The sequence below is a fragment of the Streptomyces sp. MspMP-M5 genome, from assembly GCF_000373585.1.
In the GTDB taxonomy this organism is placed as follows: Bacteria; Actinomycetota; Actinomycetes; order Streptomycetales; family Streptomycetaceae; genus Streptomyces.
In genome coordinates this window covers 22,320-38,798 of the sequence record NZ_KB891911.1, presented here as the reverse complement: position 1 = coordinate 38,798, position 16,479 = coordinate 22,320, and the positions used below count along the sequence as shown (strand labels likewise).

Sequence of the window (16,479 nt, the reverse complement as noted above, 5' to 3'; positions counted from 1 at the left end):
CGAGCCGGGAGAAGCTTGCGAGGTGCCGGTGCTCCGTGACGGAGCGCGTACAGGGACGGGATTCGACGGGCATGGAGGGTAACGGATGGGAGCGGACGGGAGCGGACGGGAGCGGACGGGAGCGGGGGACTGTGCTGACTGGTGCGGTGGCGCTGACGGTGGGGCGCGAGGTGCACATCACGCTGACGAAAGCGGGGCAGACCAAGGTGCGGTACCCCGCCACCGTGGTGAGCGATGACGGCGTGCGCGCCGTGGTGCGGGCGCGCTGGGCCCGGCCCACCGCCCGGGACTTCGGATTCGTACGCTTCGAGCCGGGCGACGTCCTCACCGAGCACTACTGGCGTGACCGCTGGTACGCGGTCAAGGCGGTCCGGGCCGCCGACGGCGCGCTCAAGGGCTGGTACTGCGATGTGACGCGTCCGGCGGAGATCGGTGCGGACGGCATCACGGTCGAGGATCTGGATCTTGACCTGTGGCAGTCGGCGGACGGCGCGACCGTGCTCCGCCTGGACGAGGACGAGTTCGCGCAGAGCGGTATCGAGCGCCGCGATCCGGCCGCGGCGGCCCAGGCACGACGGGCCCTGGACGCGCTCGAAGCACTCGCTCGCGCCGGGCGGTTGGGCACACTCTGACCCGGCCCGGCCGCCGACTTGCGGATCCGCCGGGACTGTGCTTGGGCCCGTGCGCCGATGCCCGGCACGACCACCGATGACACCGATGACTCCTATGACACCGATGACTGGGCGAAGATGCCCTCGGCTGCACTCCGTTGCCGCCGTCGCGACAACGCCGGTCAGGCCCCGTCAGGCCCCCGAGCGAGGTGCATCCGCACAGGTCACGGGTGGTTGGACGGCGCCGGTCCCAGGCCGGAACGTCCCGGGGCCGGGCCGCCGTGGCCGTCGTTGCGATTGCCTGGTCGGCGGGGTGGGACCACAGTGGGAGGGAGAGCGGAAGTCGTGGGGGCGGTCTCACGGAGGCGTACCGCAATGGCTGAGGCACTCTCCCGCCGGGAGCTTTCCCTCCTGGCACAGATCGAACTGGACTTGCGTACGGACGACGCGGACCTCGACCGTCGTCTGACCACCATGCGGTGGGACGTCCCACCGCCGCAGCCACCACCGTCGGCCGGGCACGGCGTCGGTCCTGCCGTCCGGGCACTGGGCGCCCTGTTCCGGGGCGTACTGGGGTCGGCGGCCTCGACCGCCACGACGGCGGTGCTCTCGACCTGCGTATCGGTCTGGGGACTGGCGCTGACCTGTCTGGCCCGCCTGGTCGCCTGTTGGGCGCGGCTACGAACCCTCGACGACCGGGAACCGGCCGACGCCGGCAGCTGACCGCCTGGCCGCACTGCCTGCCACGGCCCGGTCACCGGGATATGAAGCAGCGGCTTTCCCGCGGATGTCTGGCCCCCGGTGGCATAGTGACGTGATGGATGCACTCATACGTGCGGCTCTACGGGCTGCGAGCGGTGTGCTGGGGGCGGTCGTGGCGGAGCCCGTGGTGGTGGGCAGCAGTTCGCGCAGTGTGGTGCTGCGCTGCTCGGCGGGAGCCGGAGCGGGCAGTGCGATCGTCAAGGCGTTCCGTGACGATCCGGAGGGGCGCAGGTCCTTCACCTCGGAGGCGGCGGGGCTGTCACTGGGCCTGGCCGGGCCGGAGTTGCTCGGGGTGGATGCTGCGGCCTCCGTGGTGGTGATGGAGGACGTGGGGACCGGCCTGTCGTTGGCGGACGCACTGGTCGGTGGTGACTGTCGTCTCGCGGGCCACGGCCTGCGTGCCTGGGCGCGTGAACTCGGGCGACTGGCGGCGCTGTCGTTGCCGCGCCGGGCGGAGTTCGACCGGCGGTGCGCGGAGTACGACAAGGGCGTGGCGTGGTGGGGGAGCGAGCCCTGGATCGAGCGGAACGGCGAGGAGTTCCTCGCCGTGTTGGACGCGGTGCATGTCGCGGCCCCGGCCGGACTGGCGGCGGAACTGGGACACCTGACGGCGGCGGAGCACCGCTTTCCGGCGCTCACCCCCGGGGATTCCTGCCCCTACAACGCGTTGCTGGCACCGAACGGGGTCCGGCTGATCGACTTCGAGGGAGCGGGGTTCCAGTCGGTGTTCCTGACCGCCGCGTACTGCCGGAGCCCGTTTCCCAGTTGCTGGTGCGTCTGCCGTATCCCGGACGCGGTGGCGGCGGCGGCCGAGCGCACCTACCGGGCCGAAGTGGCCGCAGTCTACCCGGAGTTGGGCGAGGAGGCGGTGTGGGAGGCCGGGATGCGTTGGGCGACCGCGGTGTGGACGGTGGACGCGACGGCGTACTGGCTGCCGCGGGTGGTGGCCGGGGACGGACCGTTGCATCCGCGGCAGCCGACGGGTCCCACGCGGCGGCAGGTGCTGCGGTACCGCTGGGAACGCGCGGAAGCCGCCCTGGCCGGGGGCGACTTCCGCGCGGTGGGCGAGACGGCGGGGGTGCTGCTACGGAGGATCGGCGAGGGGTGGGCGGTGCCGCCGCTGCCGCTCTATCCGGCGTTCGCCGGGGCCCCGCGCCGCGCTGCCATCGTCGCCTCGGCGGCCCACAGTCAGCGATGAGGCGTGGGCAGGATCTCGAAGCCGCTGAGCTGCTCCGGCTCCTCGTCCCGCACCTCGACCGTCGTCACGTCCGCGGCCGGCGGTCCCAGGTGCGCCCAGTCGACCATCCGCCGGACGCGGTCCTCGGACCCTTCGAAGACCGCTTCGACCTCCCCGTCGGGCAGATTGCGCACCCACCCCGAGACGCCGTACCCAAGCGCGTTGTGCCGGCAGGTGTCCCTGAAGAAGACACCCTGCACCTGTCCCGTCACGATGACGTGCTTCCGCACCATGTTCAGGACTCTAGATCAAGCGGTCGGAGCGGTGCGCGACCGGCGCCTCCGGCGCGCCCCGGCGGGTTTCACCGCCGGTCCCCGGCCGCCGTCACATGCTTGGTATAGGCCGCGTCGAGGTCGCGGACCTCGACGGAGGCGTGGACGGTCAGGTTCGTCGCCGCCGCCGTGTGGGCGCGCACCAGGTCCAGGACCGCCTGGCTCAGGGCGTTCTTGGTCTCCGTGGAGCGGCCCGGCAGGATGGCGAAGTCCACGTGGACCAGGGCCTGTTGGGGTGCGTCGTGGGCGATGACGACGTCGTCGACGCAGCGGAAGCGGGTCTTGCAGCTCTCGACGGTGATGCCGTCGACGGTCTTCGCTGCGAGGGCGTGCAGTTCGTGCGCGAAGCGGCGGCGGTCCAGGAACTCCCGCAGTGTGGCGTCGTGGTCGACGAGGATGTGCGGCATGGGGGTCTCCTCTCGGAGGGACTGGCGGGGGAGTGGGGTGGTTGTGGAGCGGGGTGGTTGCGGAGTGGGTTGGGTTGTGGAGTGGACGTCAGCGGACGGTCCAGCCGCGGTCGCGTAGGGCTTCGGCGAGTGGACGTGCCACGTCCGGGGCGACCTTCAGGCGGACGGAGCCGGGTGGATCGGCGGGGGTTGCGGGGCTGGCCGGGCGGGAGGTGTCCGTGGATGTCAAGTCGAGCCCCTCCAGCTGCAGTTGGGCCGAGTCGACGTCGGCGAGGAGGCGTGCGAGGGGGCGGTCGCGGTCGCTCAGGGCGACCGAGAGCACGCTGTGGGGGCGGGCCCCGGTTCCGTCGTAGGAGGGTGCGATGCGGGCCCGGCCCTCGGCGCCGCGGTGCAGGAGTGCGGTCAGGTCCGCCAGGGCGTCGGCCGTGGCCTCCGGCTCGGGGGCGGCGGACAGCCGGGACAGCGCGTGGGCGGCGGTCGTCAGGTCCGCGCCGAGTTCGGTCAGGAGCGGGGCGAGGGCGCCGGCGTTGGCGGCGAGGATGTCGGCCCACAGGCCGGCGTCGCCGGCCGCCACCCGGGTCGCGTCTCGCATGCCGCGGCCGGCGAGCCGGACCGCGTACTCCTCGCCGTCCCGCAGCCGGGCCGCGGCGAGCGACGCCAGCAGATGGGGGAGGTGGGAGACCAGCGCCACGGCGCGGTCGTGGTCGGGCGGCTCCAGCAGTACGGGCACCGCGCCGCAGAGCGAGACGAGTTCCAGCGCGCGGTTGAGGGCGGACTCGCCGGTCTCCGGGGTGGGGGTGAGTACCCAGTGGTGGTCCTGGAAGAGGTCGGCGCGGGCCGCGAGCGGGCCGGAGCGCTCCCGGCCGGCGAGCGGGTGGCCGCCCACCAGCGTCGTGGTGTCGCAGCCGAGGGCCAGGCACTCGGCGTGCGGCAGTGCCTTGACGCTCGCGACATCGGTGTAGACGCGGGCCAGTCCGGCCTTCTGGTGGTCGGCGAGGGTCCTGGCGGTGTGTGATGGCGGTACGGCGATGACGGCGATGTCCACCGGCGCGGGCGGTGGTTTCGGGGTGCCGGCGCCGCGGGCGGCGGCTAGCCGGACGGCGTCGGGGTCGCGGTCGATCAGATGGGTGGTCACTCCCCGTGCGGACAGTGCCAGGGCGATGGAGGTACCGATGAGACCGGTGCCGACGACTGCGGCGGTGTCCAAGGTGGCGCTCCTCGGCCGAGAGGGGGTGGGGTGGGTGGCGGAGAGGGGCGGTGCGGGGCCCGGGCCCGGCCGGGAGGGCGGNCGGGCCCGGGGAAGGAGGGAGCTTCGGGCGGCGGTTGTGCTGCGACGGTTCCTAGCGGTCGGCCGGGGCCGGCGCGGCCGGTTCCGGTGCTGGTGCGGGCCGGCCGGTCAGGCGCCGCAGCAGCGCCGGGTTGGCGACCATCACCAGGTTGCCGACGAGGATCAGCACGACACCCGCCAGGTCCCTGGCCGTCCAGGAGAAGTGCTCGAACACCGTGGACAGCAGCAGCGACACGATCGGGAAGAGCACCATCGCGTACGCGGCCCGCTCGCCGCCGATCCTGCCGAGCAGGGTGAGGTACGCGCCGAAGCCCACCACCGAACCGAAGACGGCGAGATAGAGCAGTGAGCCGGTGTACTTCAAGGTGGGCTGGAACGGCGCGCCGTGCCCGAAGAACGCGGCGAACGGCGCCATCAGCAGCGCCCCGTACGCCATCGCGTACCCCGTGCCCTGCACCACCGGGATGCCCGCCGCCTGGGTCTTGCCGGAGACCACGTTGCCCAGGCAGAAGACCAGGGTGCCGAGCACCGACAGCACGATGCCCTGGCCCGAGCCGGAGGACAGGCCGAAGTTCTGGAACTCCGGCCAGAAGACGGTGACGATTCCCAACAGCCCGATGCCTCCGCCGACCAGCATCTTCGCGGTGATGCTGCGCCGGAAGAAAACCCGGGCGAAGACCATGTTCACCACCAGCGACATGGCGAAGACGATCGAGACCAGTCCGGTGGTCAGATGCTGTTCGGCGAAGTAGAAGCAGACGAAGTTGGTGGAGAACATCAACGCGCCCATGAGGACGAACTGGCCGTGCACCCGGAGCGGATAGCGCAGCGGCAGCCCCCGCAGCCGGGCCCAGGCCAGCAGGATCACGGCGGCCAGTGCGAAGCGGTACGCGATCGAGGCCGTGGGGTGCACGTCCCCCAACTGCCCCTTGATGGCAAGCCAGGTGGAGCCCCAGATCAGCACCGTCACGGCATACAGGACGGCGTTCATCCGCAGCTCCGTTCCAGCAGCCCGACCAGCCGGCGGGCTCCCTCCGCAACCTGATCCGGCGTCAAGTAACTAAGGGAAAGGCGCATTTGGTGACATCCGCCGTCACCGTCGGGATAGAAGTAGCTCATCGGTGTCCAGATCACTCCGTGTTCGCGGGCGGACTCTTCCAACAGGGCATTGTCCGCCGGAACCGGGAGGGTCAGGGTGAGGAAGAAGCCACCCGCAGGCGCATTCCAGCTGATTCCGGCCGCCTCGCGCCGCTCGCGGGGCAGCAGCCCGTCGAGACTGTCCAGCAGGATCCGCAGGTTGGACTGGTAGAAGTCGGCGGCCGGCCGGTTGGCCTCCCGCAGCCGGAAGTCATGGCTGACCAGCATGCCGCCGATGACCGCCTGGCTGAGCGCCGGGGTGTTCACCGTCAGCATGCCCTTGAGCTTCGACAGTTCGTCGGCCAGCAGCGTGCGGCCGCCGTCCGGCGCCCGGACGTGCTGGTCGGCGATCACATAGCCGACCCGGGCGCCGGGGAAGCAGGTCTTGGCGAACGAGCCGAGGTAGACGACCCGCCGCCGGTCGTCCAGCGCCTTGAGGGTGGGCAGCACGCTGCCCTTGGGGGTGAAGAAGCCGTAGGGGTTGTCCTCCAGGATCAACAGGTCCTCGGCCTCGGCCAGTTCCAGCAGCCGGCGGCGCGCGGCGACCGGCAGGCAGGTGCCGGTGGGGTTGGAGAAGTCCGGGACCACGTAGAACGCCCGCGGCCGCTTGCCCGCGGCGCGCAGCTCGGCGACCGTCCGCCGCAGGACGGCCGGATCGCACCCCTCCGGGCCCTCGGGGACATGGACGGTCTCGATGTCCAGCAGCCGGGCGGCGCCGGTGATGCCGACGTAGCACGGCGAGGAGACCAGCAGCACGTCCGAGGGGTCGGCGAACAGGGCGCGCAGCACGAGGAACATCCCCTCCTGCGCGCCCACCGTGACCACCAGCGATGCCGGATCGGCGGTGATGCCCTCGTCGTGGTGCAGGGCACGGGCGACCAGCTCGTGGATCTGCCCGTTGGTCCGCCCGTACTGGAACAGCAGGGTGCGGACCTGCTCCGGGGAGCAGCCGCGCTCCTCGGTGAGGTACCGCTGGTAGGCGGTGAGGTAGTCGCCGATCCGCTCGACCTCGAAGAGCCCCTCGTAGGGCCGGCCGGGGCCGAAGGAGATCGCGTCCGGGTAGCGGGAGGTGACCTCGTTGAGGAAGTTCATCACCTCCATCAGCGGGTCGGAGAGCGAGCCGTGCAGGCCCTGGCCCGGCAGCTCGGTGACGGGGGGATCCTGGCTCACCGGGCGTCCTCCCACAGGACCGGGCAGAAGTCCGGGTCGGTGTAGTCGGGGTTGCCGTGCGCGTCCTTGCGCACCAGCACGTCGTTGTTGTAGACGACCAGGTCGCCGGAGGACAGCTCGTAGGGCCGCCACTGGTTGGTGCGGTCCTGGAGGTGGAGGGAGATGGCGCGGCGGGGCCGGTCGCCGAGGTTGTAGCCGCTGCCGTGGTAGGTGCGGCAGTGGTGGAAGCTGATGTGTCCCTTGGGGATGGTCACGGGCACCTTGCGGACCTCCGCGTTGTTGAAGGCGGCGTTCTCCGTAAGCATGTCCTCAAGTTCGGACCGGTCGCGATCGGCGAAGTGCCGGCTGGTGGAATCGTCGCCGCCGGTCTCCTTCCAGCGGTGGCTGCCGTCCACCATCGTGATGGTCCCCATCTCCTCGCCGCAGTCGTGGAAGGGGATGAAGGCGGTGAGCATCGCGTCGGAGGAGCAGGTCTGCCAGTAGTGGCGGTCGAAGTGCCAGGGCACGATGTTGCGCGCGTCGTCCGTCCGCTGCGGCTTGTGGATCAGGGTGCTGTTCCACAGGCGTATCTGGTCGGTCTGCGCGATGCGTGCGGCGACCGCCGCGATCACCGGCTTGGCCAGGAGGGAGCGGATGGTGTCGTCCTCGTAGAAGATGTAGTCGTTGTGCCGGTGCACATCGCCCTGCTCCGGCTCCCAGTAGGCCAGCCGCGGCGGGCGGACCGGCAGGGTGCGGTCCCGGTGGCCGCCGTAGAAACGGTCGGCCGCGGAGTCCAGCAGGTCGACCTCCTCGTCGGTGAGCAGCTTCTTCGACAGGTACCAGCCGTGCTCCTGGTAGAACCGCACCTCTTCGTCGGTGGGCAGCAGCTCCTGCTCGGCGGGGGTCAGCGTGAAGCGGGTGGCGTTGGCAGCGGTGTCGGTCATGCCGGTTCCCTGTCGTCGGTGGTGGGGTACGGACGGTCTGTGGAGCGGTGGAGCAGGTCCGGGGCGAGGGTGTCCAGGCGGGGGCGGCCGGTGAGCGCCATCGCCTCCTCCAGTTCGTCCCGGAGGGTGGCCAGCACCCGTTCGACGCCGGCCTCGCCGTCGACGGCGAGGCCCCAGAGGACGGGGCGGCCGACGAGGACCGCACGGGCGCCGAGGGCCAGTGCCTTGAGCACGTCGGTCCCGCGCCGGACGCCGCCGTCGACGAGCACTTCGCACCGGTCCCCGGCGGCCGCGACGACCTCCGGGAGAGCCTCCAATGCCGGTACTGTCCCGTCGAGTTGGCGCCCGCCATGGGTGGAGACGATCAGCCCGGCCACGCCCAGGGTGGCCGCCCGCCGTGCGTCCTCCGCAGTGAGGACGCCCTTGAGCACCAGCGGCAGCCCGGTCAGCGACCGCAGCCAGGCCAGGTCGTCCCAGGTGAACGCGGCGTCGTGGTGCCGGGCGGCGTGCGCGGCGAGAGTGGAGCTGCCGGCGCGGCCCTGGTACAGCCCGGTGTCGTGGTCCTCGTCGAGGTTGGCGGGGCGGATGTGCGGCGGCAGGCGGAAGCCGTTGCGCAGATCGCGCTCGCGGCGGGCCATGCGCGGGGTGTCGACGGTGATCACCAGTGCCTGGTAGCCGGCCGCCTCGGCTCGGCGCACCAGGGACGCGGTGATCTCCCGGCGGCGCATCACATACACCTGGAGCCACAGCGGCCCGGTGGCGGCCCGGGCGATCTCCTCCAGCGACGTGCTGGCGAAGGTGCTGGCGACGGTGAGCGCGCCCACCGTGCCGGCCGCGCGGACGGTCGCGGTCTCGCCGTCCGGGTGGACCAACTGGTGGTACGCCATGGGCGCGATGCCCACCGGAAACGCCACCGGCCGGCCGAGCAGCGTGGTGGCCGGCTCGCAGCGGGAGACGTCGACCAGGGCGCGGGGGCGCAGCCGGTAGCGGGCGTAGGCCGCGCGGTCCTCGCGCAGGGTCACCTCGTCGCCGCTGCCGCCGGCGATGTAGTCGAACACCGGGCGGTCGAGCCGGGTACGGGCCGCCGCCTCGAAGTCCCGTGGGTTCAGCGGCGGTTCGGTACGGTCGGTGCGGGCGGCGGTCGGCGCGGTCACCCGCCGGCCCTCGCCGCGGCACCCGCCGGTACGGCGTTCCCCGCGCGTTCCCGTTCCACGGCCTCGTAGAGTGCCTTGATGTTGCCGCTGCCGAAGGTCCGCGCATCCAGGCGCTGGATCAGCTCGAAGAAGACCGTGCGCCGGGCGTACGGGGACCGGGTGAAGACCTGCACCAGCTGGCCCCACTCGTCCCGGTCGGCCAGCAGACCGAGCTCCTGGAGGGCCGCCGGGTCGATGCCCACGTCGATGCCGCGGGCGGCCAGCGAGGCATAGTAGCCGGCCGGTGTGCTGAGCAACTCCACACCGGAGCGGCGGAGTTCACGGGCGGCGGTGACTATGTCGTCGGTCCCGTAGGCGACATGCTGCACACCGGGGCCGTCGAAGCCGTCGAGGAAGTCGTTGAGCTGTCCGCGGCCGCTGACCGGGTCGGGCTCCACCATCGTGAAGGTGATGCCCCGGGTCTCGTCCTGGACGACCTTGGAGGCCATCGCCTGGCCGCCGACGACGATGTACTCGTCGTAGGTGTGCTTCAGCCCCAGGGCGCGTCCGTAGAAGTCGACCATGGTGTCCAGCGAACCGGGGCGCAGACACAGCGCCAGATGGTCGACGGACCGCAGCAGACCGGGGTCGGGCTGCCCGTCGTCTACGGGCAGGTACCGCCCCGGCAGAAACGGTCCTGACGGGTCGTCACGCTGGACGAAGGTGTGCACGAGGTCGTTGGTGGCGGCGACGGTGGCCCGGACGACCCGGCCGCCGGCGTCCTCGAACGTCTCGGGTTCGGCGACCGGATCGGCCCCCGCCGCCACCGCACGGGCGAAGTCGCCGGCCGCGTCGGTGGACCGCAGGGCCACGTCCCGCACGCCGTCGCCGTGCCTGCGGACGAAGTGGGAGGCGGCGTGGTCGGCGTGCAGGGCCGAGGTCAGCACCAGGCGCACCCCGCCGTGGGCCAGGACGAGGGAACGGGCGCCGGCGAGCCCGGTGAGCGGGCCGGCCTCGGCCACCACCCGGAATCCATAGGTGCCGCAGTAGTAGTGGGATGACTGGTTGACGTCCCCGACGAAGAACTCGACGTGGTCGACGGAATGGGCGGTCACACTGATCCAATCTCTCGTTCGGAAGGTGTGGTGGCGCACCGGGCCGCCCCTCGCGTGAAACGCCGCGAGAAGCCGGCCGCCAGGTCAGCGCATGGAGGTCGCCGGTGCCGCCGCCGCTTCGGCGAGGGCCCGGAAGAGGTAACAGGAGGAGGTGGCTCCGGGGTCCTGGTGGCCGACGCTGCGCAGCCCCAGATACGAGGCCCGGCCCTTCCTTGCCTGGAGCGGGATGGTGGCACGCATACCGTCCTCGGCCGCCAGTGCCGCGGCGCGGGCGGCGGCGGGGAGGTCGGCGCCGGACTCCGCGGCGCCCCGGAAGGCGTGGACCGCGGGGGAGCAGGTGTCGATCATGGTCTTGTCGCCGGGCACGGCCGCGCCCAGTCGCTGCATGGTGGCCAGCGCGGCGACCAGGCCGGCTGCGAACCGGCGAGCGCCGACTTCCGGCGCGGTGCCGAGGGCGGCTCCCAGGGTGCGGAACGCGCCTCCGTACAGCGGCCCGGAGGCCCCGCCGACCACGGAGATCAGCGTCTCGCCCGCGGCCGTCAGTGCCGCGCCGGGCGAGGCCGGGGGATGCGGCAGCGCGTCGAGCGCGGCGCGGACCGCGGCGAAGCCGCGGGCCATGTTGGCCCCGTGATCGCCGTCGCCGATGGCGGAGTCGAGTTGGATGAGATGGTCCTGATGCCGGTCCATGGCCGTGCCGACGCGCCGCAGCCAGTCGAGAACGAAGGGACAGTCCACCGCGCCCCGGCCGGGCGTACCGGCACGGCCTCGTAACGTCTCGCGGTCCCTCTCAGGCTCCCGCATGGCAGGCGCTCCTTCGATCCCCCGTGCCGCAGTGGTGGACGGCTACCGGATTACCAACGTGTTACCGAAAGGTGTTCGGCATTACCGAATACCGACAGGAAGCAAAACGCAACGACCCCGGCCGCGTCAAGGTTTTCCCGCACAAGCGAGCACGGGCTTTACGGAGCGACAGCGAACCGCGGCCGGCGAGCGGCGCGTTGGTGAAATCGACGCGGACGCGAGGAGGCGCAGGGAGAAGCGGCGCGGGGAAGCGCACCGGGAAGCGGCGCGCCGAGGTGGCACAGGGAAGTGGGGAGTGACAGGGCCCGGAGCCGACTACACCGACTCCGTCAACTGGCTCAACTGGCTCAACTACACGCCGTCAGACCGGCGTTACGCGGTGCGCCGAGGTCCCGGGACAGGCTGCGCGCCACCTCCCGCACCGCGATGGCGTGTTCCTGCCGCACGCCTTCGGCCAGCAGGCGTTCCACCGGGCCCACCAGCCCCAGCCCGCCGACCACTTCACCGGAGCGGTCGAAGACCGGCGCCGCGATCCCCGCGTCTCCGAGCGTCAACTCGTGCTCGTCGAGCGCGTATCCGGTCTCCCGCACCCGGTCCAGCTGGCTCTCCAGTCGCTCCGGATCATCCAGACTGGAGCCGGTGACCCGCGGCAACTCGCCCGCCAGCAGCGCGGAACGACGTTCGAGGGGCAGAAAGGCGGCGATCGCCTTGCCGAGCGCACAGGCATTCCACGGCAGACTGGCCCCCGTCTCCAGGACCTGCACCGCCCCACCCGGCCGGAACGCATGATGCACCACCAATACCTGACCTCCCGTCAAGATGCCGGTCCAGACGGCCGCGTCCGCCTGGGCGGCGAGCCGGTCGGACCAGGTCACCGCACGGGTGCGCAGTTCATGCGAGTCCAGATAGGCGTTGCCCAGTGTCACCAGTCCCGGCCCCAACTGGTACTTGCCGGTCTCGCGGTCCTGGACGACCAGTCCTTCCGCCTCCAGGGTGCGCAGCAGTGCATGGGCGGTCGGCTTGGCGACCCCGATCCGCTCCGCCAGCTCCGTCACACCCAACCGGCGTGCCGCCGTGGCGAGTTCCCGCAGTACGTGGATCGCCCTGTGCACCGCTTGGACCATGAACCACTCCTCGGTCGGTATTGCTGAACGGCGTTCCGAACCGTAGGGTTCTCGTTCATGACACCGCTGGTTGGCATCGTACTTGTGTCGCACCGTGCGGAAATCGCCCTGGGGGTACGTTCCCTGGTCGCCGAGATGGCCGGCCCCGAGGTCACCGTGGCCGCGGCGGGCGGCACCGACGACGGCCGGACCGGCACCAGCTACGCCCGCATCCGTGATGCCCTGCACAGCGCCGCCACCGATGCCGGCGTACTGCTCCTGCCCGACCTGGGCAGCTCGGTGCTCACTGCGCGCCTCGTCCTGGAGGACCACCCCGCCATCCGCGCCGTCCTCGCCGACGCCCCGTTCGTCGAGGGCGCCGTGGCGGCCGCCGTCACCGCCGCGACCGGCGCCCCACTGTCCACCGTCGCCAAGGCGGCAGAAGAGGCCCGCCATTTCAGCAAGCTCTGACGGCCGGTTCGCCGGAGGGGGCGGGGGCCGAACGCAGCCGTCTGTTCCGCCTGACCGGAACGAGCGCACCGCCGCCCACCACCGGCGCCGTACGGCGCGTATGCGCCCGCACGCGGCCCGGATGCTGCGCCGGGCCGACGACCGCTGCCCGCACGACTCGCAACTCACCGCCCTGCTGGCCGAACTGCACCTCGTCTGGCAGCCGCAGTCATTGTTCCCCCAAGGTAGTGGTGAGCCAGAACACGCTTGAGGTCGACCTTGGGGCAGGGCGGAAGCTCGTCGCAGCGGCACGACGCCGACCCGGGCACAACGGATTCCGAGGAGCGACCACCATGTCCACCGTCCTTTCCCACCAGGGGCAGGAACGCCCATCGCTGCAGAAGGCGATCGAGGCGATCGTCGAGTCCGGTTTCCTCGGGGTGCAGCTGCGGGTGAACGACGAGCGGGGTGAGTGGGTCGGCAGTGCCGGGGTGCGCGAGTTGGGGCAGAACGCCGAGCCGCTGGTCAATGGGCACTTCCGCATCGGCAGCACCACCAAGAACTTCGTCGCGACCTCGGCGCTCATGCTGGTGGCCGTGCCTGCGCGATCCTGGAGCGGATGCCCGGCCTCGGCTTGAGCCCCGACTACGTGGCCGCACAACGCGAGGCGCTGGTGCTGACCCGGGCGCTGGTGCCGGAGGGCTTCGAGGGCTTCCTGACCCAGCTCGAACACTGGCTTGACGACCCCGAGTACGTCGACCTGATCAAGCGCGGTCGGGAGGCCGAGACCTGGGACCCGGACGACCCGAGGATCGAAGAACTCGCGACCGCCATGGCAGACCACTACCTCGCCAACCCCACACTCCTGGGGAGCCCCACCAGCCTGCGGGCATGGACGAGCGCTTCCACCCAGTACAGGCTGATCAACAACCACCGCAAGGATCAGGCACCGATCTCGGCCCGCCTGACCGCGCTCACCGAGGCCAAACTCCGCTCCGCAGGCATCCCCCTCCCACACCGATGAGGAATCCGAGTCCGCCTCGGCGGGCTCGCGTTCGGCGGCTGTATGACGTCCGTTATCGGGTTCCCGTCGGGCCGGGTCGCTCGCGGTTTTGTGGGGGCGTAAGGGGGCGCAACTGGGGCGCGATGGGGGCGCACTGGGGCGCGTATGGCAGGAGCAGCGGGAGCGAATAGCAGGAGACGCGGTGACGCCCGCCCGGAGTTGAACCGCGAGTAACTCGGCCCGGGTGCCGGGTGGAAGGTCTGGGATCCGGCCAATTCGCCGACCGGTCAAAGCGAGCCATTCCGCGACGGGGGGTGTTGGCCGGTCGGGTGCGGGGAACGCGGAGGCAGGTGGGCGAGAGCAGGCCAGTCGGCCGTCTGGCCTGCCGCTCCGCGCGGCCGGTGCGATGGCCAACGCCCGGTGAAGCGGCGAACGCTGACGTGGGCGCTGGTCCGGGCCGCCAGTGCGGGGCGCTTGCTTTGCAGGTGGAATGTTGCCTGCGCCGCCTTGACGTCGTGCAGGTGTGAGCCTCATCGTCTTCGTCTGTCCGGCAGGGGAGCGGGAACGTTCCTGGAGGGCCAGGCCGTCCCCGGGGAAACGCTTGTGCGATTCCCTTCGCTGCACTCGAACGGGAAGTCGAATATCACTTGCCTCTTGGGTAACAGGAGCCTCAGGTGCCTACTGGCAAGTCAAGGCAAATGAACCGGAAAATCGCACATCGTCAGAACATGGGGGTTGATATTGCGTGAAGGCGAGTGAAGACTGTCGGTCACGTTCGAGTGGCGAGAATGTGCCAGGGGTACAGATCGCCGACAACTCCAAGTACGCCTGCCGGTAATGGTGATCGTCTCTCGTTGTCTCTTGTAGGCACCGGGTGGCTTAGGTGGGGTCCGCTCACGTTTGCTGGTGCGGAGACACCTCATGCGCGCCCTGGGCGAGAGGATTCCTGTGGGGGATGTGTGGTAACGAGTGGGTCGACGGTGGTGTCACCGTCGTGGGTCCCTGCGAAGGGGACGGGTCGTGGCCGGAGCGCGTCGGCTTGCTCCGCGCTGCGCCGGGCGGACCCGGTGTCAAGCGTTCGGCGTCCCGCTGCTCGGGGCGCAAAGCGCTATGGCATGGGGAATTCCGTGTCCTCTTCCGGTTCCGGTCATGGCCGGCCGGTGGCCGGTACGGACCGGCCTGCCGTTCGGCCGACGCGGCTGCTTTTCGGCTGCTGTCGCCGTTGACCTTTCTCCGCCGACGAGGGCAGGTGCCGTCCCGGCGCGGGCGGTGTGGCGGGAGCGGAGTTCAACTTCCGCCGCGTGCCCCCACGTTCGGGCTGGTGGAAAGGGTGTCCGGGCGCCGGGGCATGCTGTGCTGACGCGTTCCGCCGAGTGCCTGCGGATGATTTCGTCATTCGCGCCCGCTTGCCGTCCTTCGTTCGGTGTGCGCGTGCGCAGTGCCGATAACCGGTCGTGTGTGCCGGGGGGTTCAGGAGCCTGGCAAGTCCCGCAACTCCCGGAACTCCTGGATGCGGTGCAGGGGTGCCGTCGGGCGTTGGGGCCGGCCTATGGCGGCCGTTGCCGACGCCTGCCCGCGGGCGCTTCTCCCGATGGTCGCCCAATTCGGCTGGCGGCAACACAGAATTAATCGCAAAGCAGTCAAGGCCACGAAAGGGCTGTGATAGTAAAAATCTTGCACCACCTGGCGAGTTGTCTTTTCCGGACGTCGGGCCGCCGAACAGTCCTGGGCCCAACTGCCGTACAGAAAAGCCCCGTCCAGAACCCGTACTTCAGGGAGAACCGGTGACCAGCAAAGAACTGAGTGCGTCGCCCACCGTCTTCGACGAGCTGATCGGCCGGTGGGTGGCCCTGCAAGCGGCCGGCCCGGTGCGCCACGACGAACGGCAGGGCGTCTGGCAGGTTCTCGACCACCGGAGCGTGGCCGCGGTACTGGCCGACCCGGCCACCTACTCCTCCGACCTCTCCGGACTGACCCCCACCCAGCCGGACTTCGAGACCTTCCGCGAGGGCAACTTCGTCGGCATGGACCCGCCGCGCCACCGCACCCTGCGTACCCTCGTCAGCCAGGCGTTCACCCCTCGTGTGGTGGCCGGACTGGAGCCACGGATCCACACGCTGACCACCGAACTGCTCGACGCCGTCGCGGATCGCGACCGCTTCGACGTGGTGGAGGCGCTGACCTACCCCCTGCCGGTCATCGTGATCGGCGAACTGCTGGGCGTACCGGCCGAGGACCGTGGACTGTTCCAGGAGTGGGCGGCGGTCCTCTTCGGCGGAGACGACCTCGGCGACGCGCCGGACATGGCCGATCTCGAACGCGCCCTGAACGCCCTCGCGCCCACCGTGCGGGAGATGAACGGCTACCTTCTCGACCACATCCGCCGCCACCGTCGGGCCCCGGGCGACGGCCTGACCGGCAGACTCCTGGCGGCCGAGGCGGACGGCGTCCGCCTGACCGACCAGGAGATCGTCGGCTTCGTCGCGCTGCTGCTCGTCGCCGGGCACATCACCACCACCGCCCTGCTGGGCAACGCGGTGCTCTGCCTGGATGCCCACCCCGATGCCGCCGCCCTGCTGCGAGCCGAGCCGGGGCGGCTGCCGGCGGCCCTGGAGGAGGTGCTGCGGTGGCTGCCGCCCTTTCCCGAACTGGGCCGGCGCACCACGCGGGAGGTGGAGATCGGCGGCCACACCCTGCCGGCCGACACGCTGGTCATGCCGCACCTCGCCGCCGCCAACCGTGACCCGGCCCGGTTCGCCGAGCCCGACCGCTTCGATGTGACGCGCCATCCCAACCCCCACCTGACCTTCGGCCACGGCATCCACTTCTGTTTCGGGGCGCCGCTGGCCAGGCTGGAGGCACGGATCGCCCTGCGCCTGCTGCTGGATCGGTTCTCCGATCTCGCGGTCCCGGACGACCGCGACGTGGTGCTCCAGAACCCGGCCGTGATCGTCAGCCCGCGCCATCTGCCGTTGGAGGTCCGGAGGTCATAGCGCCGTGCGCCGCGCGGCCCCGGCCCCACCGGCCGCCGCCGCGCCGGCTGACCGGCCGGCCCGCCCCACCGGAG

Annotated in this window: 18 protein-coding genes; 8 read left to right on the top strand and 10 right to left on the bottom strand. The window is 71.2% G+C overall.

Annotated features, from left to right (window positions below; all coding sequences use genetic code 11):
- Positions 1-71: 71 nt before the first annotated feature.
- The 3 genes from B073_RS0127340 to B073_RS0127330 all read left to right on the top strand — a co-directional run bounded on the left by B073_RS0127340 (position 72) and on the right by B073_RS0127330 (position 2,571).
- Positions 72-632: a DUF402 domain-containing protein gene (locus B073_RS0127340; RefSeq protein WP_078508205.1), complete on the top strand. Its 561-nt coding sequence runs from the start codon at positions 72-74 to the stop codon at positions 630-632.
- A gap of 354 nt (positions 633-986) precedes the next feature.
- Positions 987-1,334: a DUF3040 domain-containing protein gene (locus B073_RS0127335; protein ID WP_018541275.1), complete on the top strand. Its 348-nt coding sequence runs from the start codon at positions 987-989 to the stop codon at positions 1,332-1,334.
- Between the two features lie 94 nt (positions 1,335-1,428).
- Positions 1,429-2,571 carry a hypothetical protein gene (locus B073_RS0127330; protein WP_234025176.1) on the top strand — a complete coding sequence of 381 codons (1,143 nt, stop codon included), beginning with the start codon at positions 1,429-1,431 and terminating at the stop codon, positions 2,569-2,571.
- Here B073_RS0127330 and B073_RS0127325 read toward each other — a convergent pair.
- The 10 genes from B073_RS0127325 to B073_RS0127280 form a co-directional block, all read right to left on the bottom strand.
- The gene (locus B073_RS0127325) at positions 2,562-2,843 is read right to left on the bottom strand and encodes an acylphosphatase (RefSeq protein ID WP_018541273.1); all 282 of its coding nucleotides are present in this window, start codon (positions 2,841-2,843) and stop codon (positions 2,562-2,564) included. The two genes, B073_RS0127330 and B073_RS0127325, sit on opposite strands and share 10 nt — an antisense overlap.
- 68 nt (positions 2,844-2,911) lie before the next feature.
- Positions 2,912-3,289 carry a 5-carboxymethyl-2-hydroxymuconate Delta-isomerase gene (locus tag B073_RS0127320; RefSeq protein WP_018541272.1) on the bottom strand — a complete coding sequence of 126 codons (378 nt, stop codon included), beginning with the start codon at positions 3,287-3,289 and terminating at the stop codon, positions 2,912-2,914.
- A gap of 88 nt (positions 3,290-3,377) precedes the next feature.
- Positions 3,378-4,496, bottom strand: a complete 1,119-nt coding sequence (locus tag B073_RS0127315) for a prephenate dehydrogenase (RefSeq protein ID WP_018541271.1) — start codon at positions 4,494-4,496, stop codon at positions 3,378-3,380.
- 133 nt (positions 4,497-4,629) lie between these two features.
- Positions 4,630-5,568, bottom strand: a complete 939-nt coding sequence (locus B073_RS41275; protein WP_018541270.1) for a DMT family transporter — start codon at positions 5,566-5,568, stop codon at positions 4,630-4,632.
- Positions 5,565-6,884, bottom strand: coding sequence for a PLP-dependent aminotransferase family protein (locus tag B073_RS0127305; protein ID WP_018541269.1), 1,320 nt, complete (start codon positions 6,882-6,884; stop codon positions 5,565-5,567). The genes B073_RS41275 and B073_RS0127305 overlap by 4 nt, the downstream gene beginning before the upstream one ends.
- The gene (locus B073_RS0127300) at positions 6,881-7,807 is read right to left on the bottom strand and encodes a phytanoyl-CoA dioxygenase family protein (RefSeq protein WP_018541268.1); all 927 of its coding nucleotides are present in this window, start codon (positions 7,805-7,807) and stop codon (positions 6,881-6,883) included. The genes B073_RS0127305 and B073_RS0127300 overlap by 4 nt, the downstream gene beginning before the upstream one ends.
- Positions 7,804-8,961 carry an alpha-hydroxy acid oxidase gene (locus B073_RS0127295; RefSeq protein ID WP_018541267.1) on the bottom strand — a complete coding sequence of 386 codons (1,158 nt, stop codon included), beginning with the start codon at positions 8,959-8,961 and terminating at the stop codon, positions 7,804-7,806. The genes B073_RS0127300 and B073_RS0127295 overlap by 4 nt, the downstream gene beginning before the upstream one ends.
- Positions 8,958-10,055, bottom strand: a complete 1,098-nt coding sequence (gene hppD, locus B073_RS0127290) for a 4-hydroxyphenylpyruvate dioxygenase (protein WP_018541266.1) — start codon at positions 10,053-10,055, stop codon at positions 8,958-8,960. Before hppD ends, B073_RS0127295 begins: the two co-directional genes overlap by 4 nt.
- A gap of 84 nt (positions 10,056-10,139) precedes the next feature.
- Positions 10,140-10,856 (bottom strand): dihydroxyacetone kinase subunit DhaL, encoded by a 717-nt coding sequence (gene dhaL / locus B073_RS0127285; protein ID WP_078508204.1) that lies wholly within the window; start codon positions 10,854-10,856, stop codon positions 10,140-10,142.
- A 347-nt stretch (positions 10,857-11,203) separates the two neighbouring features.
- Positions 11,204-11,980 carry an IclR family transcriptional regulator gene (locus B073_RS0127280; RefSeq protein ID WP_018541264.1) on the bottom strand — a complete coding sequence of 259 codons (777 nt, stop codon included), beginning with the start codon at positions 11,978-11,980 and terminating at the stop codon, positions 11,204-11,206.
- A 57-nt stretch (positions 11,981-12,037) separates the two neighbouring features.
- Here B073_RS0127280 and dhaM point away from each other — a divergent pair, with 57 nt between their 5' ends.
- The 5 genes from dhaM (at position 12,038) to B073_RS0127265 (ending at position 16,405) form a co-directional block, all read left to right on the top strand.
- A complete protein-coding gene (dhaM, locus tag B073_RS0127275) occupies positions 12,038-12,430 on the top strand; it encodes a dihydroxyacetone kinase phosphoryl donor subunit DhaM (protein WP_026247774.1) in 393 nt (130 codons plus the stop codon).
- Between the two features lie 100 nt (positions 12,431-12,530).
- Complete coding sequence (locus B073_RS46690; protein ID WP_158690230.1) at positions 12,531-12,680, top strand: hypothetical protein; 150 nt, start codon at positions 12,531-12,533, stop codon at positions 12,678-12,680.
- An 82-nt stretch (positions 12,681-12,762) separates the two neighbouring features.
- Positions 12,763-13,047 carry a serine hydrolase gene (locus tag B073_RS44480; protein ID WP_018541262.1) on the top strand — a complete coding sequence of 95 codons (285 nt, stop codon included), beginning with the start codon at positions 12,763-12,765 and terminating at the stop codon, positions 13,045-13,047.
- Complete coding sequence (locus B073_RS41270; RefSeq protein WP_018541261.1) at positions 13,029-13,433, top strand: hypothetical protein; 405 nt, start codon at positions 13,029-13,031, stop codon at positions 13,431-13,433. The genes B073_RS44480 and B073_RS41270 overlap by 19 nt, the downstream gene beginning before the upstream one ends.
- Positions 13,434-15,196: 1,763 nt before the next feature.
- Positions 15,197-16,405, top strand: coding sequence for a cytochrome P450 (locus B073_RS0127265; RefSeq protein ID WP_018541260.1), 1,209 nt, complete (start codon positions 15,197-15,199; stop codon positions 16,403-16,405).
- The last annotated feature ends 74 nt before the right edge of the window (positions 16,406-16,479 follow it).

What these genes read in the sequence shown, in the direction of transcription:
- B073_RS0127280 (WP_018541264.1), bottom strand. Translation starts at nt 11,980, where the DNA reads ATGGTCCAAGCGGTGCACAGGGCGATCCACGTACTGCGGGAACTCGCC.
- B073_RS46690 (WP_158690230.1), top strand. Translation starts at nt 12,531, where the DNA reads ATGCGCCCGCACGCGGCCCGGATGCTGCGCCGGGCCGACGACCGCTGC.
- B073_RS44480 (WP_018541262.1), top strand. Translation starts at nt 12,763, where the DNA reads ATGTCCACCGTCCTTTCCCACCAGGGGCAGGAACGCCCATCGCTGCAG.
- B073_RS0127330 (WP_234025176.1), top strand. Translation starts at nt 1,429, where the DNA reads ATGGATGCACTCATACGTGCGGCTCTACGGGCTGCGAGCGGTGTGCTG.
- B073_RS0127335 (WP_018541275.1), top strand. Translation starts at nt 987, where the DNA reads ATGGCTGAGGCACTCTCCCGCCGGGAGCTTTCCCTCCTGGCACAGATC.
- dhaL (WP_078508204.1), bottom strand. Translation starts at nt 10,856, where the DNA reads ATGCGGGAGCCTGAGAGGGACCGCGAGACGTTACGAGGCCGTGCCGGT.
- B073_RS0127325 (WP_018541273.1), bottom strand. Translation starts at nt 2,843, where the DNA reads ATGGTGCGGAAGCACGTCATCGTGACGGGACAGGTGCAGGGTGTCTTC.
- dhaM (WP_026247774.1), top strand. Translation starts at nt 12,038, where the DNA reads ATGACACCGCTGGTTGGCATCGTACTTGTGTCGCACCGTGCGGAAATC.
- B073_RS0127300 (WP_018541268.1), bottom strand. Translation starts at nt 7,807, where the DNA reads ATGACCGACACCGCTGCCAACGCCACCCGCTTCACGCTGACCCCCGCC.
- B073_RS41270 (WP_018541261.1), top strand. Translation starts at nt 13,029, where the DNA reads ATGCCCGGCCTCGGCTTGAGCCCCGACTACGTGGCCGCACAACGCGAG.
- B073_RS0127340 (WP_078508205.1), top strand. Translation starts at nt 72, where the DNA reads ATGGAGGGTAACGGATGGGAGCGGACGGGAGCGGACGGGAGCGGACGG.
- B073_RS41275 (WP_018541270.1), bottom strand. Translation starts at nt 5,568, where the DNA reads ATGAACGCCGTCCTGTATGCCGTGACGGTGCTGATCTGGGGCTCCACC.
- B073_RS0127320 (WP_018541272.1), bottom strand. Translation starts at nt 3,289, where the DNA reads ATGCCGCACATCCTCGTCGACCACGACGCCACACTGCGGGAGTTCCTG.